Below are 25,998 nucleotides of genomic sequence, written 5' to 3' on the forward strand. Positions count from 1 at the left end.
CATGACTTCATACGTGATTCCCGCTTCCCGGCATTTTGAAACGCTTGTTTCGATGGCCATGCCGATCATGCAGGAAATCAACAAGGAAACCGGGGAATCCGTCAATCTGACGGTGGTCAGGGGCGCCAAAGTCAAAGTACTCGCCCATCTGGAGAGTATATACAATCTCAAATATTCCTATGTGGAAGGCCAGACGCTCGATATATTCAAAGGGGCATCATCCAAAATATTACTGGCCCATCTCCCCTTTGAACACCAGCAGTCCCTGGTAGAGTCGGATATACCAGGCAACAGACAGGCTGCACTCCGTGAAGAGCTTGCGGAGATAAAGACGAACGGCTATGCCGTCACTTCGTCAGAAGTCGATGAAAATGCAATCGGCATCTCAGCTCCAATATTAAGGGGCGGCAAATATATCATCGGCGGCCTGTCGATAGCCGGCCCGATATTCAGGATCAAAGGGGATAAGGTTGACGTCTATATCAAAAGGTTGAAGGAAGCGGCTTCCGATATATCCCTGATGCTGGAAGACGGATGAAGCAGATAAAAAAACAGCAGGTCGGAAACCTGCTGTTTTACTGTCACTTCCAGTATTCGAATAAAGGCCCGTCCGCGCCGAACAACGGATCCTGGGCCGGGAGCGGCACTTCTCTGATATTTTCCAGATTCTGCGGCCGTTCTTCGGGCTTGCCGTAGAGGAAATCATGCTCCCTGTCGTCGGGGTATGCGCCGATGACCGCGAAGTCATCGGTGCCTTCGAGATATTTATGACCGAAACCGGCGGGCAGGATGAGTGCATCCCCTTTTTCCACCGTCACTTTCTCACCGGATTGGCCGCCGAGATGAAGCGTCGCCTGCCCGGCGTCAACGACGAGCACTTCGTGCGTATTACTGTGGTAATGGTGCTCTGTATAGACTTTACCGCGCCACGAGCCGAGCCAGTTGTGCTCATGCAGGATCTTTTCCGTCTTATCCCCGTCAGCAGCCACATTTTTATACACGAGCAGCGGGTAGTCCGGATTGTTTGGGATAGAGCCGTCATCCCCGATTTTGAGTGCCCGTATTTCAATATCTTCCGGTTGTTTCATCATCATCCACTCCTCATAAAGTGATATGGTTCTTTATTCCATCAATCACCGGAAGCTAAACAACGGATGCTCAGTATTCCACCCGGCTCATCTCCCTTGAGATATCTTCGAATTTCTGGAACCTGAATTTCAGCAGGTTGATTACGGCAAACAGCAGTATCGAAACCGTGATGATCACCGCCAGATATACGAATGTGGACTGTGTCGAGAGCACCGCCTCGAAATCGAAGATGACTTCCCGCATTGCCGTGACAGCATAACTCATCGGCAGTACGGGGTGCAGCGACTGATACAGGTTACCTGCCGTCTGGATCGGAAATGTGCCTGCGCTTGAGGACAGCTGCAGGATCAGCAGTATGATGGCGATGAATTTCCCGACATTGCCGGCGAGTGACACGAGCACGGTGATGACAGACAGTGCCGCGAGTGTCCACAGCAGTGTGATCAGATAGAACTGGGCGGGTTCGGCGATGGCAAGGTCAAATCCAAACTTCAGCACTGCGAAGAGGATTCCCGTGGAAATGAGCGAATGCGTAATCAGCAGCAGCGTCTTGCTCACTGTCATCACCCAGGCATTCCGATAATTCGTTTTTGAACGGTTGACGGGGTACAGCACACTGAATGCGATACATCCCAAAAACAGGCTGACCGCGACGATGAACGGCGCAAACGTCTGGCCGTAGTTTTCAATCTCGGTGACCTCGGTTTCAGTAACCGCTATTGGATCGGCGATGAAATCGGCGTTGTCATCGCTGAGTTCCAGCCCATCGAATTCCGCGAGACCATCCTCGACTTCGGCTGTCATTTCAGCGAGGGCATCCTCAAGTTCCGTAAGTCCGTCATTCATCTGACGACTGCCTTCGGCAAGCTCCCCTGCCGCATCCGTTACCCCGGGCCCCATCTGGTCGATGCCATCCTGCACCGCTTCATTGGCGGTGATCAGTTCACCGACTCCCCGGGAAAATGCCGCTAGCTGCCCATCCATCTGCGGCGGCGCCTGATTTTGCGCATTCCGGAGATTTTCATCCATCTCGTAAAGCCCATCCGTCACCTGTGCATTGCCACGGGACAGTTCATCCGCCGATTGGTTCATGCCGGTGTCCATCTGTTCAAGGCCGGTCACCAGCTCCCCGTTGCCTTCTATAAGTTCCTGCACCCCCGACTGCATTTCAGTGAGGGCATCGTGCAGCTCTTCATTGTTCGCCCTGATGTCATCCAGGTTTCCGATCAGCGTCTCAGTATACAATTTTGTAATCGACAGGCTGAGTTCATCCTTTATCGCATTGCCGGCGTTCGCCCCCATGACGGAACCGAGGAAATTGTATCCCGGATTCGTCTGAATTTCTATATCGATATTCTGCGCGTTGCTTTCAAGGAGTCCCGAGGCCGTCTCCGACGCATTTTCCGGAATCTTCACGACAGCATACACTTCACCGCGCCCAAGATCCCTGGCCGCTTCATCCGCACTGGTGAACCGCCAGTTGAATTCATCATTATCCTCAAGCTCCCGGACGAGATCCTCACCCAGTGCAATCTCCTCCCCTTCGAGTTCGGCGCCTGTGTCCTCATTGACGACGTCTATGGACAGCTGATCCATGCTGTCATACGGATCCCACATCGAACCGAGAAATATCGTAGTGTAGATTGCCGGGATCGTCGCAATCGCAAGCAGCGAAATCAGCAGTATCGGTTTTTTCAGAATATGTTTAAAATCATCAAGCATTGCAAACCCTCTTCTTTAAAGTTATTATTTAATCAACATCACGTCGTTTATTTTACTCCATGTCGTTTAAAAAGCAATGATCAATTAGGGGCCATGCGTCCTTTATCCGACACACAGTATTCAAATGTCGTTTAATTTTGAAAGGGTAGGGAAAAATAATGGAAAAGCAGGATCTGAGGAAAATCAAAACCCGTCGGGCAATCGATGCGGCATTCACCAAACTGATTGCGGACAAAGGCTTCGAAGCCGTGACCATCAAGGACATCGCAGAGGAGGCACTCATAAACCGGGGCACATTCTACATGCATTACGCGGACAAGGACGACCTGCTCGACTCATATGAAAGTGCGCTGCTCGAAGGACTCTACGAAATCCTCTCACGCAGTATCGAGGCCGGAAATCAGACGCTCTCTATCGGCATGCCCCGACGGATCGCCGCTGAAACATTCAATTACATAGATGAAAACGCCGATAAGATCATCGCCCTTTTCAACAGTCAGGGCGGCAGCCGCTTCGAACATAAAGTGAGGGCGCACATGCTCGACTACTACCGCATCCACAGCAGGAAGCTGATCGATGAGAACAGGATGCGCGTCGACATCGACCATCTCCTCTCCTACATCACCGGAGCCCATATGGGACTCATCCGCAACTGGCTTGGGAACGGCCGCCGCGAAACGAGCGAAGAACTCGCGGAAATACTCGAGACACTCACTGTCAACGGCCCGTTCTACGCAGCAGGTCTGATAGATTGATGAAAACCGGCGGCCGGTGAAAGCTTTCCGGACATTGAATTTTCACAGCAGCCGATAAGTCTTCTTTACCGGCCATTGTGGCCGCTCATTGTCACAAAACCACCACAAAATCCAACAGATTGACCCTTTTTGTTTGATTATGGTTCTAAAGATGTATTATATTGGTCTCTATAATTCTGATAAACGGGTATATGGAAAATATGGAAACTAATAATAACGAGGGATCTCACAATGTCTCAAAGAAAAAGATTCACTGAAATCGACGCGTTGCGCGGCCTTGCAGCACTGGCTGTCGTCATGTTCCACTACACGACGCGTTATGAAGAGAGATTCGGAATCGACAATGGCGGATTCAGCGACATCTTCGTATTCGGCGAATACGGCGTGCAGCTGTTCTTCATCATCAGCGGCTTCGTAATCTATATGTCCATCCTCAAAGTGAAATCAGTCTCGGATTTTGCAATCAAACGGTCGTTCAGACTCTATCCGGCATATATCTTTGCGGTGGTACTGACCTTCACAGTCGTATCAATCGCACCGATAGACCAGCTGAAGATCGATATCATGCCGGCACTCGTCAACCTGACCATGTTCCAGGACTTCCTCGGTGCGCCGAGGGTTGACGGCGTCTACTGGACACTCCGTGTCGAGCTGACGTTCTATATACTGATGGGGATACTCCTTTTCTTCAAAGTGGAGAAGAACGTCATGTGGATTGTCTATTCGTGGCTCGCATTCTCAGTCGGCGTCCAGCTGATGCACTTAAGCGTCGACAATAACACAACAGCCATGATCAGGGAATTCTCAATAGCCAGCTTCAGCCACATGTTCATCATCGGCATGATGTTCTACAGCATCTGGCAGCATGGCGACAAACTGAAATATTACGCCGTAATCGGAATGTGCATCGGTTATGACCTTATTTTCCTGAGTGTGGAAAACGCATTGTTCACAGCATTGTTCGTTTTGGCATTCTACCTGGTCATCCACAACAGGATGCAGTTCCTCAGCTCACGCGCACTCGTGTTCTTCGGGACCATCTCATATCCGCTGTACCTGATCCACCAGAACATCGGCTATGTCGTCATCAACAAGATGCACGAACTGGGCTTCACCCACCCGATCTTCACAGTGATGCTCATCGGCGCAACCATCCTTGCAGCATATCTGATCTTCAGATACGTCGAGACGCCGGTGCAGAACGCACTCTACAAGATCTACAAAGGCCAGCGAAAACCCGGCGGCAAAAAGAAAATAGCCACAGATTAACTTTATCTGCGGAATAAAGGACAGGCATGATGTGATGTCCCCTTGCCGGGGGGGTGCACGTCATGCCTGTTTTGTTGTGCGGGCGACGGGGTACTTCACCTACAGAGAGGGGCTTTTAATCTATGAAAATTGAAAAATACAGGATGCCGCATGAGCGGTATGTGAAACTGCGGGAGTTTCCGACTTCTGAAGGGAAGACCCGTGAGAACGAAGAAATACGGACCGAAGTCATCCCGCCGATAGTGGAGGAGCTTAAAGATCTGCACGTCAGGCTGAATGCCGAGGAGAAAGACGGAATCCTGGTCGTGCTCCAGGCACTGGACGCTGCCGGAAAAGACGAGACGATCAGTTATATATTTTCAAACCTGAATGCACAAGGGCTGAAGACGACCACCTTCGGCAAACCGACAGAGGTCGAGCAGAAACACGACTACCTGTGGCGAATGCAGCCGGCGATACCGGCCCGTGGTGAAATCGGTATTCTGAACCGTTCCCATTATGAAGATGTCATCGCACCCCGCATCCATGGGGGCCTCGGGGATGGTGATTTTCCCGAAGGTGCAGACGAGAAGTCGATATGGGACATCCGCTTCAACCAGATCAACAGCTATGAAAAGTACCTTTATGAAAATGGCATACACGTTGTGAAATTCTTCTTCAACATGTCCAAAGGTGAGCAGAAAGACCGTCTGCTCGAACGTATGAAAACCCCGGCGAAGAACTGGGAATTCTCCTTCTCCGATGTTGAGGAACGCGAGTACTGGGACGAATACCAGAAAGTCTTCGAAGAAATGCTGAACGGCACTTCCACCGAATATTCACCCTGGTACATCCTGCCCGCCGACGACGAATGGCACAGCCGCCGCCTCGTCACCGAGATCATGATCGATCTCCTCCGGCGGCTGGATCCCCAGTTCCCCGAAATCACCGGTGAAGACCGGGAAAAGTTGCAGGAATATATAGACAGACTCGAAAACGAGTAACTTTTGATGCCGTATCCCCGGGAAAGGGGATACGGTTTTTATTCGAAGCGGTGAAAAGGTCTCTTTCAGGGATACGATCTGCTTTCGTAGATGTGATACTCGCCTTTCACGTACACGATCCGCATTCGTAGACGTGATACTCGCCTTTCACATACACGATCCGCATTCGTAGATGTGATACTCGCCTTTCACGTATACGATCCGCATTCGTAGATGTGATACTCGCCTTTCACGTACACGATCCGCATTCGTAGATGTGATACTCGCCTTTCACGTACACGATCCGCATTCATAGATGTGATACTCGTCTTTCACGTACACGATCCGCATTCGTAGATGTGATACTCGCCTTTCACATACACGATCTGCTTTCGTAGATGTGATACTCGCCTTTCACATACACGATCTGCTTTCGTAGAGTAGTTCTTGATTTCATTGACGATCAGCGCATCGAGCTGCACTTTCCCGTCACCGACGTCGAGCCAGATATCCCGAAAAACGTACAGCGATCTGTGACCGACCGCATCATATTCCTGCTCACCTAGAAACCCCGACATATGGAATAAAAACCCACAAACCAAAAAAGACGACCTCCCGGCCGTCTTCCCATGCAGAAAAACTACTATTCCTGTGTCTCCAGCATCAATTCCACCTTGATTTCCTCTTCTACCGATTCGCCGTTCTGGAGCTGCTCTACAGTATCAACGGCCGTCTCACCCATCAGATCGGGCTGCTGGGCGACTGTCGCATCAAGCCCGCCGTTCTCCACGGAATTGATCGCATCCTCAGAACCGTCGAACCCGACGACGAGCACGTCATCCGGCGCGGATTCCAATGCGCCCAGCGCCATTTCATCGTTGTGCGCGAAGATCGCTTCGATGTCCGGGTTCGCCTGCAGAATGTTCTGTGTGACGTTCAGCCCTTCGGATCTGTTGAAGTTCGCAGTCTGGCTGGTCACGACATCGAGCGATTCCTCCGCGACGTTGGTAAACCCTTCACCGCGTTCGCGTGTGGCACTGGCACCCGGCACGCCTTCGAGCTCTGCAACTTTGGCACCCTCTCCGAGCTCATCGACGATGAACTGTGCGCCCATCTCACCGCCGGCCACATTGTCGGAGGCGATGAATGTAGCGACTTCACCGCTCTCGACCGAACGGTCGAGGGTGATTACTGGAATATCCGATGCATTCGCGGATTCCACCGAACTTGAAATCGCTGCGGAATCGGTCGGATTGACGACCAGATAGTCGATACCCTGCTGCATCAGGTCGGCAATGTCATTGACCTGTTTCGCAGAGTCATCCTGTGCATCCACCACTTTCACTTCGTACCCCTTCTCCTCGGCTGCCGCTTCAAGACCGTCTTTCAATGTCACAAAGAACGGATTGTTCAAAGTCGACACACTCAGGCCGATGACGACATTACCGTCATCCCCGGAACTGCCGCCGCCCTGTGCCCACTGCGGCGGCTCGAGCGAACAGCCGGCGGCAAATACGAGGAGGCTTAAAAATAACAGTAATCTTTTCATTGATAAAAACCCCTTACTTATTTTTTCTGTCGATCAGCACCGCAATGACGATGACGAGACCTTTGATGATCTGCTGATAGAACGACGATACACCAATCAGGTTCAATCCGTTGTTCAGGACCCCGATGATCAGCACACCGATCAGCGTGCCGACGATGCGCCCCTTACCGCCCATCAGTGACGTCCCGCCGAGCACGACGGCTGCGATCGCATCAAGTTCATATGTCTCACCGGCGGTCGGCTGCGCTGAATCGAGCCGTGACGCAAGAATGATTCCGGCGAGTGCGGACATCAGTCCGGACAATGCGTAGATCATGATCTTCCTGCGGTTCACTTTTATGCCGGACAATGCTGCAGCGGTCTCGTTGCCGCCGATCGCGTATGTCTCCCTGCCGAACACTGTTTTATGCAAGATGATGTAAAGTATCACGAATGTCACTGCCATAGTCACCGCCGGCACCGGGATGCCGAAGAAGTAGCCCTTGCCGAACAGCTGGAACATCAGTGAATCTCCGAGTCCCGTAATCGGGTTCCCGTCGGTCACGACAAGTGTCGCGCCCCTGTATATCGTCATCGTCGCCAGCGTCGCGATGAACGGCGCCATTCCGCCCGCTGTCACCAGCAGGCCGTTAACCGCGCCGGAAAGCACACCGACCAGGCAGCCGAGCAGCATTGCGAACATCGGATCGACACCCGAGGTGATGATGAGTGCCGTCATGGCACTTGAGAACGCCAGTATCGAGCCGACACTGAGGTCGATGCCGCCGGTCAGGATGACGAAGGTCATGCCGAAGGCGATGAGTCCGTTTATCGACACCTGCCTGAGCAGATTGAGCAGGTTATCCGGGGAGAGGAACTGCTGGTTCATCGCCGTAATGACGATGACGAGCAGCGTCAGCCCCACCAGTGGCAGAAATCTGTCTATCATAGTATTTACCGAGAGTTTGCTATTCATCCAACTTTCCTCCTGTAGCCAGGGTCATAATGTTTTCCTGGTTGATCTTGCCGCGCTCCAATATGCCGCGGAGCCTTCCTTCCTGCATCACCGCAACCCGGTCCGACAGCCCGATGATCTCCGGCATCTCCGATGAGATCAGGATGATCGACATACCGCGTTCCGTCAGCTCGTTGATCAGGTGGTAGATTTCGCGCTTCGCACCGACATCGATGCCCCGCGTCGGCTCATCCAGTATCAGTATTTCCGGCTGGCTGCCGATCCACTTGCCGATGACGACCTTCTGCTGGTTCCCGCCGGAAAGCTCGCTTGCAACCGACTTCCTTCCCGACTTGATGTTCATCCGTCTGATCATCAGATCCGCGAAATCATATTCATCCTTCCGCTTCATGAAGCCGCCCTTCGAAAAGCTCCCCATCGACGGCATCGTCATATTGTCCACCAGGCTGAAGTCGAGTATCAGCCCTTCGCTCTTGCGGTTTTCCGTGATGAATCCGAGCCCGTGCCTTATCGCATCCGGCGGCCGGTCAATCTTCACACTTCTGCCGCCTATTTCAACTTCCTTAGACCCCTTGTCCACGCCGAATAAAGTTCTCATGACCTCCGTGCGTCCCGCACCCATCAGGCCGGCAAAGCCCAGGATTTCGCCGCGCTTCAGCTCGAAATTCACATCCATGACCGGATGACTCTTATTCCCGAGGTTCCTGACGGCAAGGACCGTTTCCTCATCCGTATCATGGTCCCGCTCCGGGAACTGGTCATCGAGGTCGCGCCCGACCATTGCACGCACGATTTCGTTGTAGTCCGTACTGGCCGTCTCCTTGTACATCACGCTCCTGCCGTCGCGCAGCACAGTGATTTCATCGGATATTTCCGAAATCTCCTCCATCCTGTGGGAGATGTAGACGATGGACACACCGCTCTTGCGCAGGTCTCCGATGATGCCAAAAAGCACCTCGATTTCCGAATCCGTGAGTGCCGCAGTGGGCTCATCCATGATGAGCACTTTCGCATCCATCATCAGCGCCTTTGCGATCTCAATCATCTGCTGCTGGCCGACGGAGCAGTCGCCCGCCCGGCGGTTCAGGTTGATCCTGAATTTCAGACGCTCGAAGATCTCTTCGGCCTTGCGCCGCATGAGCCGCATATCGAGCAGACCGAATCTCGTATATTCATTGCCGATGAAAAGGTTCTCCAGCACCGTCAGTTCCGGCCAGATGTTGAGTTCCTGATGGATGAACACAACACCCGCTTTCTCGGCTTCCTTGAGGTTCGTGTAGTTCACATCCTCACCGCCGCGCACAATCTGCCCCTCATCATACGTGTGGACGCCCGACAGTATTTTCATCAGCGTCGACTTGCCGGCGCCGTTCTCGCCCATGAGCGCATGGACCGTCGCATCCTTGAGCTCGAAATCCACGCCGAGGAGTACTTTATTGGCCCCGAACGCCTTGTGTATATTTTTCATTTCAATCATTGGCTGCACCTCCTAAAAGAAAACATTGCTGTAGAGAATGACGTTGGCGAAAGGGGTCGTCTCGCCCGTGCGGATCACTGCCTTCGCACCCTTCGACATCTCCTTCAACTTTTCGTGGGACACCTGTTCCGCAGGTATATCGTCAGAGAACACTGCCCTGAGACCCGCGTCACTCACTTCCTCTGCATAGACCTGCTTTTCGACGTACATGCTGCCCGCAACAACTTCATACGTCTCTTTAAACGACGGTGTGCCCGGTTTGAGCGCAATGTCAATCCGCTTCACGCCGGCAGGGACCGGCAGGCCGCAGTCGGCGATGACGATGTAATCACCGTGGCCAAGCGTGCTCAGTACTTTCGATATTTCACTGTTCAGAACGACCGATCTATACATCGCTCATCGCCTCCTGCCACTCGCCCAGAGTCGGGATGCCGCCCTGGGCGCCCATCGCCCGAATGGACAGGGAAGCGGCCATGTTCGCACTGCGGATGGCGTCGCCGAGACTCTGCCCCCTGACGAGGAACGCCGCCAGTGCCCCGTTGAACGTATCACCGGCACCGGTGGTATCGACGGGCGATGCCCTGAAGGCGGACACGCGCACTTCTTCCTCCCCGTCATGATACAGGCAGCCCGCCCCGCCCATCGTGACGACGAGCTGGTTCGGATGATCCGCCAGCGCACTTTCAACATCTTCGCCGAACAGTGCTTTGCACTCCAGTTCGTTCGGCGTGATGAGGGCACATTTTTCGAGATAATCGATTTCCATCGGTATGAACGGCGCCGGGTTGTAGATGACCTTCACTCCATTCGCATGACAGAAATCGATGACGTATTTGATGGTCTCAACCGGAATTTCATTCTGCAGCATGACGTACTCGGCACTTCTCAGGAGATCGTGCGACTTCTCCATCACTTCCGGCGTCAACAATCCGTTCGTGCCCGGCACGACGATGATCGAGTTGTCGTTGTCATAGATGTTGATGTGCGCCGTTCCGGTCGCCTCACCTGTAAACGTTTCCATGTTTTCACAAAAAATATTGTTGTCTTCCAGGTTGTTTTTCAAAGTGTCGCCGAAGCCGTCATCACCGATGGCACCGACAAACGCCGTTTCTGCTGCGAGCCTGGACGCCGCCACCGCCTGATTCGCACCTTTTCCGCCAAAAGCCGTGCTGAAACTGTTTCCGAGGATCGTCTCCCCCTTGTGGGGCATCCTTTCGGCCTGCACGATGAAATCCGTCGACAGGCTGCCAACTACTACGATATCCATATTTGCCACTCCTTTTTATGTACTTTGTCTTCTGATCAGTTTTACATCCATGATGCGGCTCTCGACCGCTTCACCCGCAGCGAGCGCCATGAGCATGTCGAATGCATTGCTGCCGAGGTCGTAGATCGGCTGCTCGACGGTCGTGAGCGCCGGATGCACATACTCCGAAAAGTCGAGGTTGTCATAACCCACGACCTTCACCTGCTCCGGAACGGGAATATTCCGGGCCACCAGGAACTTGAGCACCTTGTAGGCCGTCACGTCATTCGGGCAGATAATGCCATCAAATTTGAGTGTAAAATCCTCCCCGGCCCCGTCAAGCATCCGCTCAAGATGCGCATAAGGTAATGTATCATACGCGGTTCCATATGCCTCAAGTGCTTCCGCCGCCCCGAGCAGGCGGTTGTTGAAGGAACTGTAATCCTCGTGTCCCTTTATAATGAGAATCCTCTCCGCCCCCTCGCTGGCCAGGTGCTCCGCCTGCAGCCGGCCGCCCTTAAAGTTGTCCGACTCGATCGAGATATGGTTTTCAACCACACGGTCCAAAAGGACGAGCGGGCGGCTGTCCGCATGGTGTTCCCCTGAAACCGACCACGTTGCAGAGATGATGCCGGCACAATTGTTCTGGCGGAAGATCTCAAGGTACTTCGATTCCTTCTCCATGTCATGATCCGTGTTGCCGATGATCACACGGTAGTTGTTCCTGATCGCCGCATCCTCGATTCCCCGGATCACCTTCGGGAAATACGGATTCGTAATGTCCGGCACCAGCACACCCACCACATTAGAACGGCTCGTGTTCAGCGCCCGCGCCACTTCATTCGGCTTATAATTAAGCCTCGCAGCCGCTTCAAGCACCCGCCGCTTCACATCCGGACTCGCATAGCCCGAACTGTTGAGCGCCCGGGACACCGTCGCCACCGACACACCGACCTCTTTCGCCAAATCTTTGATTGTCACCATTTTCGCATCACCTGTGTAAACGTTTACAGATAATTTATCACAAAATGAAAGCGGGCACAATATGAATTTTATGGATTAGTAAAAGTTGTTTACAGTAGAGTTAATTATGTCATATGAGAACAGGCATGGCGCACCGCCTCTCCTTAATGAGACTGTACATCATGCCTGCGTATTCAAAAACTCATTCCCTGTCCATTTTCTGTGAACGGAACCGGTGACGGTATCCGTAGGTGCTTTCCTGAATGATGCTCTTGTCCTGGAACCCTGCACCGATTGCAGCAGCAACAGTCGAGAGCGCTGTTGCGAACCATGCGAGTTCAAGATAGAAGCGGATATTCATTTCCTCCTCACCAATATTCCTGAGTACATAATCCGGTGGCAGCATTACGAGTCCGGCTGTCAGGAACATGAAGTATAGCACGACAAAATAGAACGCTAGCGATATGAGCAGTGTCAGAATCGTTGCTCCGTTATATAATCTCAAAAACCTGTGGTCCGTTTCCTGGTTCTTCGTTTCCCACAGATTATGGGAAATGATGATCCATGTAACCATGCCGGTGACAGCAAGGAGCGACACAGCTAAGAGCCGCCCCGTGGAAAATATATTGCTCAGATTCCACATCGTCGAGAACATCATACCGAAAGCACCGGTGGCAAATGCTAGTGCTACTACACTGCTCAGTATGCGCAGCATATTGAACGGGTTGTTCGCCCATGACATACCGCTGACCAGACGCAGATATCCCCGAAGGTTATCGTCAATCTGATATATCGAATGCTCAGAACCGGTTTCCTCCCTGTAATCACTATCATAGTGCAGTCTGTTCATCTTGAAGTACGGCTTGAACGCATTGACCATCGATTTCCTGCCGGCGGCATCCCGGGTAGCTCTGGCCCTGTCATTGTCCCCCTGCACCGAGGTAATGAGTGTGACAATCGTATTGAGTACCCCCTTACGGTTAGGCGGCCAGCCGTAGGCAGGCAAGGAGACCACCCCAACATCCGTAGCCTCATTGATGTCGACAACGGTGATATGATCATTATGGTATATCGGAAGATCCGTGATGAACATGGTGTAGTCCCAGTCATTCTCCCCGTAATACTCATCCGTCTTCTGGAATAGCTCTTTCGTCAATTCTGCATAATTCGTGAGCGGATCGACATAAATTTGCACTTCCCATTCAAAATCTTCTTCGAAGCGGTCTGCAAGCGCATCTGGCAGATTTTTTTTTATTTTCCTGGCGATTGCATCCGGGGCTCCCGGAGCCGCAACGATGCCCACATATTTTTTCCTCATCTCAATCCTCTCCCGATTCATCATGCGTCTGTTCGGTACCTCCAAACTCCTCTTTCTGCTGCGCTTTGGATATCTTCCGGTTTTCCTCCTCAATCTCCCTGTAGCGGTACATCTGCCTGTATGAATACGTCACGTTATGAATTTTCTCCTCATCTTCGACAGTCGACCCCAAGGCTCCCGCCAGTATGCCTGCTGACGATACAAGCCATATCAGATTCAGATAATCCATCCATTTTACATCAGGATCGACCTGGGTCCATGTTTCAAAGAGCCCCATGGGGACAAAGATTATGATGGAAATCGTGAGCAGCATGTATACAAGGAGATAGTTCACGATGGTGATTCCGAGCAAGGTGGTCACCGTCGTGAGATTATACAGATAGCGGTAGGGCGCCTGGTTTTTTGTGGATATGCCCTCCCACAAGTTATGGGCATAGATCAGCCAGCCGGTCATGCCGAAAATGGCGATGAAGGTCAGGAGCACTAAGCGCCATATAGAATAATCCAGACTGAGCTCCCACGGCGTTGGGAAGATGGAGATGTACGTTCCTGTGGCGAATGACAGCGCTACGACTGTTTTGAGGTTGCCCACTGCCGTCCACGGCTCATTCATATAGGTCATGCCCGTCACGAGCTTTGCCCAGCCAACGATGGTCGATCTAAGTATATAGCGGTTATTGCTCGCCTCGTCCTCCCCTGGATCCACTACGGAGATGCGGTTCATGAAATTCGACTTGATCGCCCCTTTACCTTCGGCAGGATCATTGTCATAGTGCTGCTCCACATGATGGATGATGAGGTTGCGGAGCTTCTTCCTGGTCCCAAGGATACCAAGGGCAGGAACCAAAATCAGAGACACTTTTTTTTCTTCATTGAATTCCGAAACAACCACTTTGCGGCTCGATATACTGGGCAGATCGCTTACTGCGATTGCCATGTCCCAACCATTGTCATCTTTGATGGACTCGGCCCTGTCGAACGACTCACTGATGAATTCAGCAGAAGAGGCCAACGGGTCGGCCTTATAATCGAAGTGCCAGTCCACCGTATCATCGATTATGATACTGGCTGTCTCAGCGAGGGGGTCGATGATATCCCTGCCCAGCCTTTCAGACACTCCGGGTGCGGTAATCAGACCGATCGTTACTTTTCCCATGCTCCCATTCCTTCCGCTATTATGATGTATTCCTAAACTCCCGCTTCTTTCATCTTCTTATCATGTTTCCCCTTCACAAAGCGCTGATACTTTTTATTCCACGATTTGAGGGAAATAATGTAAAGGATTACTGTAACTGCAATCTGCACTAATATAACCGGCAGGAACCAGTCGGATACGATGCCTGTCGGGCTTGCGAGTCCTACTCTTGAAAACAGCACGAAACTTGCCACCATGGCGCTGAACAAAATAACCGTGACCGGGATTGCGTATTTCCACGGTACCATGCTGACTTTGGCGTCAGGTGTGAATTCGAACGGTTTGGCGAGCGGCTTTATCATGCCGGCTGCAAGCATGATGGCAACCGCCAGCACGAACAGCAAGCCCTGTATATGGATGAAGTTAATCGGTATGTCGATGCCAAAGAACATCTGCAGTCCCCACATGAGCATGAAGTACGTCACAACGTGCACCCAGATCGCGATCTTCGGCCCAATCGGCGGAATCCGCTTTGAGAATATACCGATGAGCACGATGGCGATGATCGGGATGTTGAAGAATCCGGTAAATTCACGGATGACGGTCCACAAGCCGTCGGGTGCGTTCAGCAGCATCGGGGCGATGAAGAATGTGACCAGCGACAGGACGACCCCGAACCACTGGCTGATGCGTATCATCTGTCTATCCGTCGCATTTTTATTGATCAGAACTTTATAGATATCATAGGCGAACATCGTCGCGGCACTGTTGAGCAGCGAGTTGAAGCTCGAGAATACGGCACCGAGCAGCACTGCCAGGAAGAATCCGTTCAACACGGTCGGCAGCAGCTCCGATATCAGCGCCGGGTAGGCGAGGTCCATCGTCTCGAGTTCAGGGCCGTACAGATGGAAAGCGATGACGCCCGGAATCATCATCAAAAACGGCACGAGTATTTTGAGGAACCCTGTGAATAAAGCCCCCTTCTGCCCCTCGGCAAGACTCTGTGCACCGAGCGTCCGCTGGATTGCATACTGGTTGGTGGCCCAGTAGAACAGGTTGGCGAATATCATGCCGGTGAATATTGTGCCGAACGGCACCCCGTCATCACTCGAACCGATCGAGTTCAGTTTCTCCGGACTTTCGACCGTGATCGTCTTCATCCCCTGGAGGATGTTGCCGTCGCCGAGGGCTATGAATCCGAGCACCGGCACAATCAGCCCGACGATGAACAGGCCGATGCCGTTCAATGTATCGGAAATCGCGACCGCCTTGAGACCGCCGAAAATCGCGTAGCATGAACCGATGATGCCGATGATCCATACCACAAGCCACATGGACTGCTCGAATGATATGCCGAGCGCCGACGGTACATCGAATAGCTGGAGCACTGCAATCGCACCGGAGTACAGCACCGAAGGGATCGTCACCAGACCATAGCCCAGCATGAAGAGCATGACCACCTGGATGCGCGTACCCTGGTCAAAACGGTTGTGGATGAACTCCGGCAGCGTCGTGAACGCGCCGCCCAGATACCTCGGCAGCAGGACCAGCGCCAGGATGATGACGGAGAAACCCGCCGTCACCTCCCACGCCATGTTCGTCATGTTGCTGCTGTAGGCCTGGCCGTTCAGACCGATCAGCTGCTCGGCGGACAGGTTGGTCAGGATCAGGGAACCCGCGATGAAGCCGCCGGTCAACCCCCTGCCTGCGAGGAAGTAGCCGGTGGAATCATTGATCGTATTCTTCGTCTTGATGTAGGAATACCACGCCACCAGAAACATGAAGAAAGCACAGCTCAAAATAGTGAAAAGAAACTCTCCCATATTATGTACCCCTTTTTTATCCATATATTTTGTATGCTTCTTTAATATCCTGTTTTGGCGGTGGAAAACTTAAAATATGAAATTCTCATATAAAAAATGTGTGGTGGCATGCGCGTCCTGAGCCTGTGCCGGCAAGGCTGTTTGATGGCATGCGCGCCCTGAGCCTGTGCCGCCAAGGCTGTTTGATGGCATGCGCGTCCTGAGCCTGTGCCGCCAAATCCGTTTGATGGCATGCGCGTCCTGAGCCTGTGCCGGCAAATCCGTTTGATGGCACTGGCTCATCGCCCCACAAAATAAAAAAGATGGAACGGCGCAGCCGTTCCATCAGTGAATCTAATCTTCCTTCTCCTGGTTCAGATACTCCTCGAGGTCGTTTTTGACATTGCTGACCTGCGGGCCGTATATGACCTGAATGCCGTTGCCTTTTTTGACGACGCCGTTCGGGTTGGTGGAGCGGATGGCGTCTTCGTCGACTTTATCGACGTCTTTCAATGTGACGCGGAGGCGTGTGGCGCAATTATCGAGTTCTTCGATGTTGCTTTTTCCGCCGAGTCCGGCTGCGAGCACTTTCGTCTTTTCACTCGCATCGACCGTCTGGACGGCGTCTTTGTCTTCACGTCCCGGTGTCTTGAGCTTCATCTTCGTGATCATGAAACGGAATGTGATGTAGTACAGGAAGAACCAGATGATGCCGATCGGTATGACGATCAGGAAGTTGGTCTTGTCGTTGCCCTGCAGCACTCCGAACAGGATGTAGTCAATGAAGCCGCCGCTGAATGTCTGGCCTATTGTGATGTTGAAGATGTCGGCCATCATGAAGGCGAGTCCGTCATAGAATGCATGGATGACGTACAGGATCGGCGCGACGAACAGGAATGAGAATTCGATCGGTTCCGTGATTCCTGTGAAGAATGATGTGAGCCCGGCAGACAGCATGAGTCCGCCGACGACTTTTTTATTCTGCGGCTTCGCTGTGTGATAGATCGCAAGACACGCACCGAGCAGGCCGAACATCATCGTGATGAAACGCCCTGACATGAAGCGTGACGTGCCTTCATAGAACTGTTCCACGTTCGGGTCCGCGAGCTGGGCGAAGAAGATGTTCTGCGTGCCCTGCACCATTACACCCGCGACTTCCAGTGAGCCGCCGAGTCCCGTCTGCCAGAACGGCAGATAGAAGATGTGGTGCAGTCCGAACGGTCCGAGCAGCCGCAGGATCAGTCCAAAGAAGAATGTGCCAATGGCGCCGGTCCCCGTGACAAGATCGCCTGCACTGAAGATCACGGACTGGATCGGCGGCCAGATGACATACATGAGCATACCGAGGAACATCGCCGAAACTGAAGTGACAATCGGCACGAAGCGGGAGCCGCCGAAGAATCCGAGGAACTGCGGCAGATTGATCTTATAGTACCTGTTGTGCAGCATGGATGTCATGATGCCGACGATGATCCCTCCGAACACCCCGGTCTCGAGTGACTGTATCCCGACAGACATCCCCTGCCCCGCCTGGGCGAGATCGTCCGTTGCGAGATTACCGGTGATGCCGAGTATCGCATTGATCGTCGCATGCATGACGAAGAATCCGAGCACAGCCGCGAGTCCGGCCGTCCCCTTATCATTTCTGGCAAGTCCGATGGCGACACCTACAGCGAATATTAAAGGAAGGTTACCAAAGACGATGTTACCTGCAGATGCCATGATGGTGAAAAGACTTTGCAGCCAGACGATATCGAGTATCGGATAGGCTTCGATCGTGTTGGGGTTTGACAGTGCACCCCCGATACCGAGCAGCAGTCCCGCTGCCGGCAGGATTGCAATCGGCAGCATGAATGACTTGCCGAACGACTGCGCTTTTGAAAACAGATTTTTCATTGCATTGCCTCCATATGGTTTTTTATGCTAATAAAGTTTGCCGGTGATGTTGCCGGTGATATCAAGCCTGATCCGCTCCGCCTGCTCACTGTTCCTGATGGATAGACCGGTGCAGATGAGGTCGATGACGAACAGCTGGGCCACTTTGGATACGAGCGAGCCGCTGTCGAGCGGACTTTCCTTGGCCGATGACAGGAGGACGCACTCCGAGAATTTGGTGAGCGGTGATTTGGTGTAGTTCGTGATGGAGATTATGCGGGCCCCCTTGTCCTTCGCCGCCTTCACGCTGTCGACCGTGTCACGCGTGCTGCCGGTGATGCTGATGGCCACGACGACGGTGTCTTTGTCCATTGAAGCGGTGCGCATGACCTGTGAGTGCGGATCCGCCACCACTTCGATGTTCTTGCCGATCCGAAGCAGCCGGTTCTGCATATCGAGCCCCGCGATGGAGGACGATCCGACACCGAAGACGACAGTGTCGTCAGCAGAATCGATCATGTCAACCGCCCGCTCCAGCTGCGCTTCATCGATGACAGCCGAAGAATCCTCAAGGGTGCGGAGCATGCTGTTTCTGACTCTGCTTATGTAGGAATTGCCATTCTCTTCCCCGAGTGCGTCCACTTCCTTCGCCAGCGAAAACTTGAAGCTCTGGAAGCCCTTGTAGCCGATCTTGCGGAAGAGCCGGAGGACCGTCGCCTCCCCGACGTTGCAGGCTTCCGCAAGTTCCGTCAGGGAGTGGTACAGCACCTGTGCCGGATTTTTATCAATGTAGTCATAAATCTTCAGTTCCGATTTGGTGAAGTTCCGTTTCGCCTGCTCCAGCCGGATCGAAGCCTTCACTTCATTCTTTTCAAAGTCCAAACGAATCCCTCCGTCCAATGCCTATTTGTCGATTGCGTCCCTGAATTTCTGCGTGATCAGCTGCGGACGCGTGATTGCACTGCCCACCACGACGGCATGTGAACCGAGTTCAAGCGCACGCGCCGCCTTTTCAGGCGTGTCCATATTGCCTTCTGCGATGACCGGTACAGATACCGACTGCAGCATACTTTCAAGCGTCTCAAGCGGCACATCGCCTTTCGAGTGATCCGTGTAGCCGACAAGCGTCGTCCCGACGAAGTCGACACCCGCCTTTTCCGCCTCGATGCCCTCTTCAACAGTCGAACAGTCCGCCATGAACAGCTGCTCCGGATATTTCTCTTTGACCTTTTTGAAGAAATCAGCGAACGTGCTGCCGTCCGGGCGGGTCAGCTGCGTCGCATCGAGAGCGACGATATCGATGCCCTCCTCAGCCAGTGCGTCGATCTCCTTCATCGTCGGCGTGATGTACACCCCGCTTTTCGGGTAATCCTCCTTGATGATGCCGATGATCGGCAGGTCGACCTGCTTTTTTATCTCCCGGATATCCGCGACGGAATTCGCCCGGATTCCCTGGGCACCGCCTTCGGCCACAGCGTACGCCATCCTGCCCATGATGCAGGAATCATGCAGCGGTTCATCCGCAAGCGCCTGACATGATACGATCAGCTTCCCTCTAAGACTTTCCACAATATCCATTGATTTGCCCCTCTCTCGTAAACGATTTCATACAATATATCATTATGACTCCAAATTGTCAATTTAATATTAATAATGATCAGCTCTTTTCATTCGGAATAAAAACCGGTGGCTGCCAGCAGCATCACAGCACAAAAAAAGATGGAGACCGGAGTCTCCATCAGCAATGCCTATTTGATTATCAGATGCTCAAGGTCGCGGGGGTATTCGGTGATGATGTCGGTGCCGTCTTCACGCAGCACGACGGTATCCGAATGCCGGAATCCGCCGACGCCCGGCACGTAGATCCCGGGCTCCACGCAGAATACCATGCCGGGCGCGAGCACGAGCTCGTTGTCGAACCGGAGCGACGGTTCCTCATGCTGGCCGATCCCGATGCCGTGCCCCGTGCGGTGTGAGACGTATTCCTCGAGTCCCGCCTCGCGGATGACGGCAAGCGCCGCTTCGTTGACTTCCGAGGCTCTCACGCCGGCTTTGATGAAGTCGAGTGCTGCGATATGTGCCCTCAGCATGACCTCGAACACTTCACGCTGGCGCTCTGTCGGCTCGCCCACAAAAAATGTGCGCTCGCACTCCGCCCGGTAGCCGGAGAGGCCTACCTGGCGGCTGTGGATGATGACGTCACCCTGCTCCAGTTTCCGCGTGTTGGAGAACACGTGCGGCATGTTGGTGCGGCGTGTGCCGGACGGCGACATGACGAAATAGTCCAATGTCGAATCCGTGTACTTCCTTGAGATCTCATCGAACAGGAACTGGTTGCCGTAGTCATCGATCTCAAGCTCAGAGCGCCCTGCGGCACTCTGTTCAATCGTACGGCCCAGTGCACCGCTGACCAGCTTCCCGGATTCGCGGATCATGTTGATCTCCTCCTCAGTCTTGATCGCCCGGAGCCGCACAATCTCGCCGCCGATATCTGCGACAGGGAACCCCTGGTCCTGGATCCTCATCATATAGTCCGCCGGCAGCGCGCCGTATTCGATGCCGACCGTCGCCCCCGGGTCCAGTTTTGACAGCACTTCATCAAACAGTTCCCGGTAATCGGTCGCAGCATCGCTTTTGCCCGCCACTTCATGATAGACATACAGATGGTCGACATCCGTCTTCTCTTCCGCATGGTTCTCTTCCAGGCTCGGGATGATGAGACTCTGCCGCTGCCGTTCCACTATCAGGATGATCGGGCGCGAATACGTGATCGCGCGCAGCCCGCTGTAGTAGAACTGGTTCTCGAAGTTGAAGACGACGGCGGCGTCAATGCCGCGCGTCTCCATAACTTCCCTGAGATTCTCGATCCTTTGGCGTGTATCCATCATTCAGTCACCTCTTTCGGCCCCTGGTTTTTATCCTGCGTGAACAGGGTGACGACAATCAGTACGATGATCGCAGCCGGTACGGAGATGATGACCGAGTTGATGCCGGTCGACTGCACGTAGAAGAATTCCCAGAACAGTGTCGCGACGAGGCCTGTACCCATGGATGCGAGGCCGGCCTGCTTGGTGACCTGCGGGAACAGGAACACGGCGAGCAGTGCCGGTGTGATGCCTGCGCCGTACACGGTGTATGCGTACATCTGCACGGAAAGTATCGTTGGGAAGTACATCGTGAGCAGGAATGAGATGATGCCGAGCACCGGAATCAGCACCCTTGTATATACGAGTTTCTGATGGTCGGTGATGTCCTTTTTCATATATTTGCCGAAGAAGTCGTAGATGACGCTTGTCGCCGCGGAGAGCAGATATGAGTTGCCCGTAGTGACGATGAATGCCGTCAGCGCCGCGATCAGTATGCCGCCGATCGCAACCGGCAGGATGCTTGTCAGTGCAATCAATGCCATGCCCGGCTCAATATCAGGGAATAGCGAGCGCGAGATGAATGCGAGGATGGAAATGATCGGTGTGACGATCACGAGACCGAGTATCCATCCGGCAGTGCCTAGCTTCGTCGATTTGTCGTTGCCTGCTGCCGTCATCCTCTGGTAGATGTTCTGGTCGCCGAGCAGCAGGAACAGTGTCGGCAAGTAGTAGCCCATCAGCTGGATGAACGTCAGCCCGCCTGTGAATGACGTGTGGGTGTCCGGCAGGTTCGACGTTATTTCGCTCCAGCCGCCGCCTACTGACAGAGCAATCGGCAGTGCGAGTATGAGACCGATGATGACAAGGAATGCACTCGCCGCATCCGTCGGTGCCACAGACATCAGGCCGCCGACGCAGGCCAGGAAGATGATGATGACCGCGCCGATGATCGTACCCATTTCAGGCGAGACGCCCGTTGAGATGTTGAGGATGAAACCGAGCCCCTGGAACTGGTAGGAAACGATGCCGACAAATGCCAGAATGATGATCAGTGCCGCCAGCACACTCGCCCATCTCCCGTATTTCACCTCAAGTATTTCCGCTACCGTATATTTACCGTAATGCTTGATCTTCGAAGAAATCAGGAAGATCGTCCCGATACCGATCAGAGACGGCACCGTCGACATCAGCGCCGGCCATATGCCGAACGAATAGGCCAGCGAGTTCTGGCCGCCCGTCACCGAGCCGCTGCCGACCCACGTCGCAAGCAGCGTCCCCATCAGGACGATCGGTCCGAGCGATTTCCCCGCGAGGATGAAATCCTCACTCGTGCTGATCTTCTTCGAGTAGACCACCCCGAGGGCCAGCATGAATATTCCGTAGCCGATGACAAACCATATCAGTATCGGCTGATTTGCAAATTCCATATAATTCTCCCCTTTGTTAAATTAAATGTAATACCTTGCCAACTTAACATACCGGAATTATAATTTCAGCCAGGCTTATGAACAATGGAAACTATTTTTACATATTACTATAAAAATCCCGGTTTAATGCCCGGGTAATCCGTTTGCCGGGCGTTAATCCCTTCACAATAGCCGATAACCCGCAAAATAAAAATTCCCGGACACCAATATGCCTGGGAACCCTTCATTTTATGCTTCTCAAACGACACTCAGCATCAATCCAAGATACCCTGATGCCACGAAACACAGGGCCATCACAAACGACAGCCCTGCATGCATCCGCATTCTGGCCGCATACAGCATGAAGCCGAAGAATACCGCTGAGAATAGTATCAGCAGCACTCCAATGACATCAAAACTGAATGAAACTCCCGTGCCGACGGGAATGCCTGCTCCGTGAACCGCTTCGAACAAAGGCGACACTCCGTCCCGTCCTATGACTGTATCAAGCCGGCTCGGTATCGGCTGTTCTCCCATGAAGGCAGTTACCATCAGGATGATCAGCACTACAAAAGTTTCCGTCCTGATCCACGGCCGGATCTCCAGATCCGGATCAAGACGCAATTTCGCCCTGTACAGGATGCCGTTGATGATGCCGTAGCCGAGCACTGCCGCGAGCAGCAGCTGCTTGAACAGCAGGGACTGCCCGTAGTCTGTCAGCCAAGAATCCGCCAGCCGCCGGAAGATGCTGACACCCGCGCCCTGTCCGGCCGTCACCACATCCGAGATGAACACTCCGGACACAGCGAGCACGATGATGGATATCAGAGCAAGCGGTGTGAACCACGACAACACAGCGGGCCACTTCACTTTCTCACGCGTAAACCAGCCGAGGATCATCAGCAGGCCGCTCCATACCATAACCGCAATGAGATGCACGGCATGCACCGTCACACCCCACAGCCCCGCCTGTTCGAAGGCGTGTCCGGCAAAACTCTGGGCAACAGCAAGAATCACTGTAAGAGCTACCCCGGCACGGGCCATCGCACGGCCCTCCATGATGTCAAAAGCAAAAAGTGCGATGAATACGATGGCGATCAAATACATGACCAGCCAGGCCCGTCCGGCGTTGAAGCCGAACAGCACCTGGCCGAAGGCACCTGCAAATGACAGATTGCCGGCCATATTCATGATGATAGAAAATACCGGCGCCGCCCCGAAGACGATGACACCTCCAGCAGCCGCAATCATCAGCCACTTCGGCACACGGAACCTGGGCATGTATCCCCGAGGCATCGCGCCTGCGGTCATCACTCCCGCCAGCAGGGAGAGACACAGGTATAAGAGCAGCTGGGAGGCAATAACCATCAATAGGCCTCCCTATTTACGCCTGCGGGCAAAGACAATGATCATCGCAATTACCACAATCGCAAGCCCGACAATCAGCGCAATCACACCGTAGGACATGCCGCCCCCGTCTTCAACTGCCGCATCTTCAACAGCACCTTCCGATTCTTCAGCCGGCACTTCATCCGTCTGTTCTTCCGGCTGTTCCTCTTCAGTCTGCTCCTCTGGTGTATCCTCAGACTCCCCAGATTCATCCGCTGCACCTTCGGCTACAGTAAATTCGTAATCCCCGCTGACCATGTGGCCGTCAGCACCATAGACTTCCCAGACGACAGTATAATCTCCCTGGACGAGCGGTTCAGCGAAAGTGAGTTCCACCGTCTCCCCTTCCACAGTGATATTTTCATAATCGAAACGTTCACCATCAGCATTTTCCAGATAGACTTCCTCTTCCTGCTGGATTTCGGAGTCAAAAGTCATCGTCACGGATGACACTTCCTCCTGCACCTCAGATCCTTCCTCAGGGTCAGACGACACCATTGTCGAATGCGCCTGCACCACACCTCCGAACACGACACTCATCATGAATACACTCAGAAAAACAATCAGTCTTTTGCCCATTTGCAAACACTCCCATATTCTTTTATGGGTCAAATTACAGCATATTAAAAGCGCTTCCAATTAAAAGCCGTATCATTGTCATGCCGCTTTTTATGCATGTGTCAAAAAATGGACATCAAATACTGCTCCAGTCCAGATCACCAATATCCGAAAATCCACTTCCATCCGCTTCACGTTCCCTTACTTTCTGCATGACACCAGACCGCTCAAGCAGCAAGGTCTCCCCGAGTCCCTGCCAATACTCCTGGCTGACCATGACTGCCCCCGCATCACTCTCACCGATATAAACAGGCGCCTCTTCCTCGTTGACATATCTGATCAGGCTGTCAAAATCAGCTTCAGCCTCTTCTCTGGACAACTTTCTCATAACCCTCACCCCTCAGTAACCAATTATCCTTCCCAGCTTCTCCTCAAGCAGCGACCACGCCTCCTCGTAACCATCATCCAGTCGCACCGGACGGAACCCGAAATTGAGATACATGTTCACCGCCTGCCAGCTCGTCGTCTGTGATGTCAGGTACGCCGAATCATGGAACTCCGCCAGTATCGCCATCGCCTCGCCGAGCAGCGGCTTCGACAGCCCCCTGCCCTGATATTCCGGCATAATCCCCACCCAGTGGATCCGTCCGCGGATATTGCCGTCCCCGTGCAGGTCACCATACCAGGCAGTCGCCGTACCGACCGCTTCGCCGCAGGGCTCAATGAGGAATAAACACCGGTGACCCATTTCATCGATGTGTTCACCAAATTCGCGCCTGAACCGCTCAAGCGCAGCCGCTTCACTATCAAATTCATCCACCTGCGTTTCAATGTTCGCCCAGAGCTTTTCATCCCCCGGCTCGAACATTTTGAAGCTGTATCCATCCGGCAGCCCGTGCCCCGGGATATCTTCCAGGTTTTCTCTTATCATCTGCAGTTTTATGTGTTTCATCACAGTCGCCTCCATATATAAAAAGAATCAGATTGTCTCAATCTGATTCTTGTTTTTAAATCATTGTATACATATGCCATAGAAATTTTACACAAGAGTGAGTTTCTTATCCAGTGCTTCGGCAATATTATTGATTGTTTCCAGTGAAGGTATACTTTCCAGGTTTTCAATCCGGGATAGTTGTCCCTGTGTTATCTCAGCACGTTCTGCAACTTCTTTTTGAGTCAGATTTAATTGTTTCCGCGCTGTTTCCAATTCAATAATCAGTTCTATAGCTTTCCTTTCCTGCTTTGAAACTCCCCATTCCCCAGCGTTGAATGTTCTGCTCATAGCCTTCACTCCTTATTAATTTCCCTATTTTTCATCCGCCTGATTCCGCTTATAAGCAGAGAGCCTTTGATTCGCAAGATTCATATATCTTTTTGGTATTTTGGATTCTTTCTTTTCAAATATAACAAGCGCTATCGCTTTTTCATTTTCATAAGCATAGAGGATTCTAAATTCCAACGGCCGTAATTCAAAAATTTTTTGATGTACATTATCAGCTTTTGGGCGGGATACATCGAAACCCTGTATCTGTAGATAAGTCAAATAATTTGTGATGACTTTAAACTGCTCAGGTTTCTTTTTACGTAATTTAGTTAAATCTTTCTTGATAAAACCAATATCTATCTCCACCGTTTCCTCCCCAGTATAATGTATTTATACA

General features: G+C 52.7%; 27 protein-coding genes. 4 read left to right on the top strand and 23 right to left on the bottom strand.

Features of this window, described 5'->3' with window-relative positions; genetic code table 11:
* Position 1 precedes the first annotated feature (1 nt).
* On the top strand, positions 2–538 hold the full coding sequence (locus WN59_RS09570; protein WP_082099242.1) for an IclR family transcriptional regulator: 537 nt from the start codon (positions 2–4) through the stop codon (positions 536–538).
* Positions 539–581: 43 nt separating this feature from the next.
* On the opposite strand, the gene WN59_RS09575 is transcribed toward WN59_RS09570, so the two are convergent.
* Together WN59_RS09575 and WN59_RS09580 are read right to left on the bottom strand one after the other, a co-directional pair.
* On the bottom strand, positions 582–1,091 hold the full coding sequence (locus WN59_RS09575; RefSeq protein ID WP_331386416.1) for a cupin domain-containing protein: 510 nt from the start codon (positions 1,089–1,091) through the stop codon (positions 582–584).
* A gap of 67 nt (positions 1,092–1,158) precedes the next feature.
* Positions 1,159–2,811: a YhgE/Pip domain-containing protein gene (locus WN59_RS09580; protein ID WP_046516431.1), complete on the bottom strand. Its 1,653-nt coding sequence runs from the start codon at positions 2,809–2,811 to the stop codon at positions 1,159–1,161.
* 158 nt (positions 2,812–2,969) lie between these two features.
* On the opposite strand from WN59_RS09580, the gene WN59_RS09585 reads away from it, so the two are divergent.
* The 3 genes from WN59_RS09585 (at position 2,970) to WN59_RS09595 (ending at position 5,818) form a co-directional block, all read left to right on the top strand.
* A complete protein-coding gene (locus WN59_RS09585) occupies positions 2,970–3,566 on the top strand; it encodes a TetR/AcrR family transcriptional regulator (RefSeq protein ID WP_046516434.1) in 597 nt (198 codons plus the stop codon).
* A 231-nt stretch (positions 3,567–3,797) separates the two neighbouring features.
* Positions 3,798–4,835 (top strand): acyltransferase family protein, encoded by a 1,038-nt coding sequence (locus tag WN59_RS09590; RefSeq protein WP_046516439.1) that lies wholly within the window; start codon positions 3,798–3,800, stop codon positions 4,833–4,835.
* Between the two features lie 122 nt (positions 4,836–4,957).
* A complete protein-coding gene (locus WN59_RS09595; protein WP_046516442.1) occupies positions 4,958–5,818 on the top strand; it encodes a PPK2 family polyphosphate kinase in 861 nt (286 codons plus the stop codon).
* A gap of 311 nt (positions 5,819–6,129) precedes the next feature.
* Here WN59_RS09595 and WN59_RS13835 read toward each other — a convergent pair whose 3' ends face one another.
* The 21 genes from WN59_RS13835 to WN59_RS09700 form a co-directional block, all read right to left on the bottom strand.
* Entirely contained in the window at positions 6,130–6,399 is a 270-nt protein-coding gene (locus WN59_RS13835; RefSeq protein ID WP_231577196.1) for a hypothetical protein, read from the bottom strand.
* 41 nt (positions 6,400–6,440) lie between these two features.
* The gene (locus WN59_RS09605; RefSeq protein WP_046516449.1) at positions 6,441–7,346 is read right to left on the bottom strand and encodes a D-ribose ABC transporter substrate-binding protein; all 906 of its coding nucleotides are present in this window, start codon (positions 7,344–7,346) and stop codon (positions 6,441–6,443) included.
* Between the two features lie 13 nt (positions 7,347–7,359).
* Positions 7,360–8,301 carry an ABC transporter permease gene (locus WN59_RS09610; RefSeq protein ID WP_046516453.1) on the bottom strand — a complete coding sequence of 314 codons (942 nt, stop codon included), beginning with the start codon at positions 8,299–8,301 and terminating at the stop codon, positions 7,360–7,362.
* Positions 8,294–9,778, bottom strand: a complete 1,485-nt coding sequence (locus WN59_RS09615; protein ID WP_046516457.1) for a sugar ABC transporter ATP-binding protein — start codon at positions 9,776–9,778, stop codon at positions 8,294–8,296. Before WN59_RS09615 ends, WN59_RS09610 begins: the two co-directional genes overlap by 8 nt.
* Before the next feature lie 12 nt (positions 9,779–9,790).
* Positions 9,791–10,171 (bottom strand): D-ribose pyranase, encoded by a 381-nt coding sequence (rbsD, locus tag WN59_RS09620; protein WP_046516461.1) that lies wholly within the window; start codon positions 10,169–10,171, stop codon positions 9,791–9,793.
* On the bottom strand, positions 10,164–11,045 hold the full coding sequence (gene rbsK, locus WN59_RS09625) for a ribokinase (protein ID WP_046516465.1): 882 nt from the start codon (positions 11,043–11,045) through the stop codon (positions 10,164–10,166). Before rbsK ends, rbsD begins: the two co-directional genes overlap by 8 nt.
* A gap of 15 nt (positions 11,046–11,060) precedes the next feature.
* Positions 11,061–12,008, bottom strand: a complete 948-nt coding sequence (locus WN59_RS09630; protein WP_046516468.1) for a LacI family DNA-binding transcriptional regulator — start codon at positions 12,006–12,008, stop codon at positions 11,061–11,063.
* 181 nt (positions 12,009–12,189) lie between these two features.
* A complete protein-coding gene (locus WN59_RS09635; protein ID WP_046516473.1) occupies positions 12,190–13,305 on the bottom strand; it encodes a hypothetical protein in 1,116 nt (371 codons plus the stop codon).
* Position 13,306: 1 nt separating this feature from the next.
* The gene (locus WN59_RS09640) at positions 13,307–14,461 is read right to left on the bottom strand and encodes a hypothetical protein (protein ID WP_046516477.1); all 1,155 of its coding nucleotides are present in this window, start codon (positions 14,459–14,461) and stop codon (positions 13,307–13,309) included.
* Positions 14,462–14,493: 32 nt separating this feature from the next.
* On the bottom strand, positions 14,494–16,263 hold the full coding sequence (locus WN59_RS09645; RefSeq protein ID WP_046516483.1) for a solute:sodium symporter family transporter: 1,770 nt from the start codon (positions 16,261–16,263) through the stop codon (positions 14,494–14,496).
* 333 nt (positions 16,264–16,596) lie between these two features.
* Complete coding sequence (locus WN59_RS09650; protein ID WP_046516487.1) at positions 16,597–18,138, bottom strand: PTS transporter subunit EIIC; 1,542 nt, start codon at positions 18,136–18,138, stop codon at positions 16,597–16,599.
* A gap of 27 nt (positions 18,139–18,165) precedes the next feature.
* Positions 18,166–18,999: a MurR/RpiR family transcriptional regulator gene (locus tag WN59_RS09655; protein WP_052747378.1), complete on the bottom strand. Its 834-nt coding sequence runs from the start codon at positions 18,997–18,999 to the stop codon at positions 18,166–18,168.
* 21 nt (positions 19,000–19,020) lie between these two features.
* Complete coding sequence (locus tag WN59_RS09660) at positions 19,021–19,695, bottom strand: N-acetylmannosamine-6-phosphate 2-epimerase (RefSeq protein ID WP_046516490.1); 675 nt, start codon at positions 19,693–19,695, stop codon at positions 19,021–19,023.
* A gap of 170 nt (positions 19,696–19,865) precedes the next feature.
* On the bottom strand, positions 19,866–21,002 hold the full coding sequence (locus tag WN59_RS09665; protein WP_046517251.1) for a M24 family metallopeptidase: 1,137 nt from the start codon (positions 21,000–21,002) through the stop codon (positions 19,866–19,868).
* Positions 21,002–22,411 carry a sodium:solute symporter family protein gene (locus WN59_RS09670; RefSeq protein ID WP_046516493.1) on the bottom strand — a complete coding sequence of 470 codons (1,410 nt, stop codon included), beginning with the start codon at positions 22,409–22,411 and terminating at the stop codon, positions 21,002–21,004. Before WN59_RS09670 ends, WN59_RS09665 begins: the two co-directional genes overlap by 1 nt.
* A 237-nt stretch (positions 22,412–22,648) precedes the next feature.
* Positions 22,649–23,758 carry a copper resistance D family protein gene (locus WN59_RS09675; RefSeq protein ID WP_046516498.1) on the bottom strand — a complete coding sequence of 370 codons (1,110 nt, stop codon included), beginning with the start codon at positions 23,756–23,758 and terminating at the stop codon, positions 22,649–22,651.
* Positions 23,759–23,770: 12 nt separating this feature from the next.
* Positions 23,771–24,358, bottom strand: a complete 588-nt coding sequence (locus WN59_RS09680) for a copper resistance CopC family protein (protein WP_046516501.1) — start codon at positions 24,356–24,358, stop codon at positions 23,771–23,773.
* Positions 24,359–24,473: 115 nt separating this feature from the next.
* Positions 24,474–24,725 (bottom strand): hypothetical protein, encoded by a 252-nt coding sequence (locus WN59_RS09685; protein WP_046516506.1) that lies wholly within the window; start codon positions 24,723–24,725, stop codon positions 24,474–24,476.
* A 12-nt stretch (positions 24,726–24,737) separates the two neighbouring features.
* Positions 24,738–25,289 (bottom strand): GNAT family N-acetyltransferase, encoded by a 552-nt coding sequence (locus tag WN59_RS09690; protein WP_046516509.1) that lies wholly within the window; start codon positions 25,287–25,289, stop codon positions 24,738–24,740.
* Between the two features lie 87 nt (positions 25,290–25,376).
* Positions 25,377–25,619, bottom strand: coding sequence for a helix-turn-helix domain-containing protein (locus WN59_RS09695; protein ID WP_046516513.1), 243 nt, complete (start codon positions 25,617–25,619; stop codon positions 25,377–25,379).
* Positions 25,620–25,643: 24 nt separating this feature from the next.
* Entirely contained in the window at positions 25,644–25,967 is a 324-nt protein-coding gene (locus WN59_RS09700; RefSeq protein ID WP_046516516.1) for a type II toxin-antitoxin system RelE/ParE family toxin, read from the bottom strand.
* Between the last annotated feature and the right edge of the window lie 31 nt (positions 25,968–25,998).

The sequence above is a fragment of the Salinicoccus sediminis genome, assembly GCF_000986795.1.
Lineage (GTDB): Bacteria > Bacillota > Bacilli > Staphylococcales > Salinicoccaceae > Salinicoccus > Salinicoccus sediminis.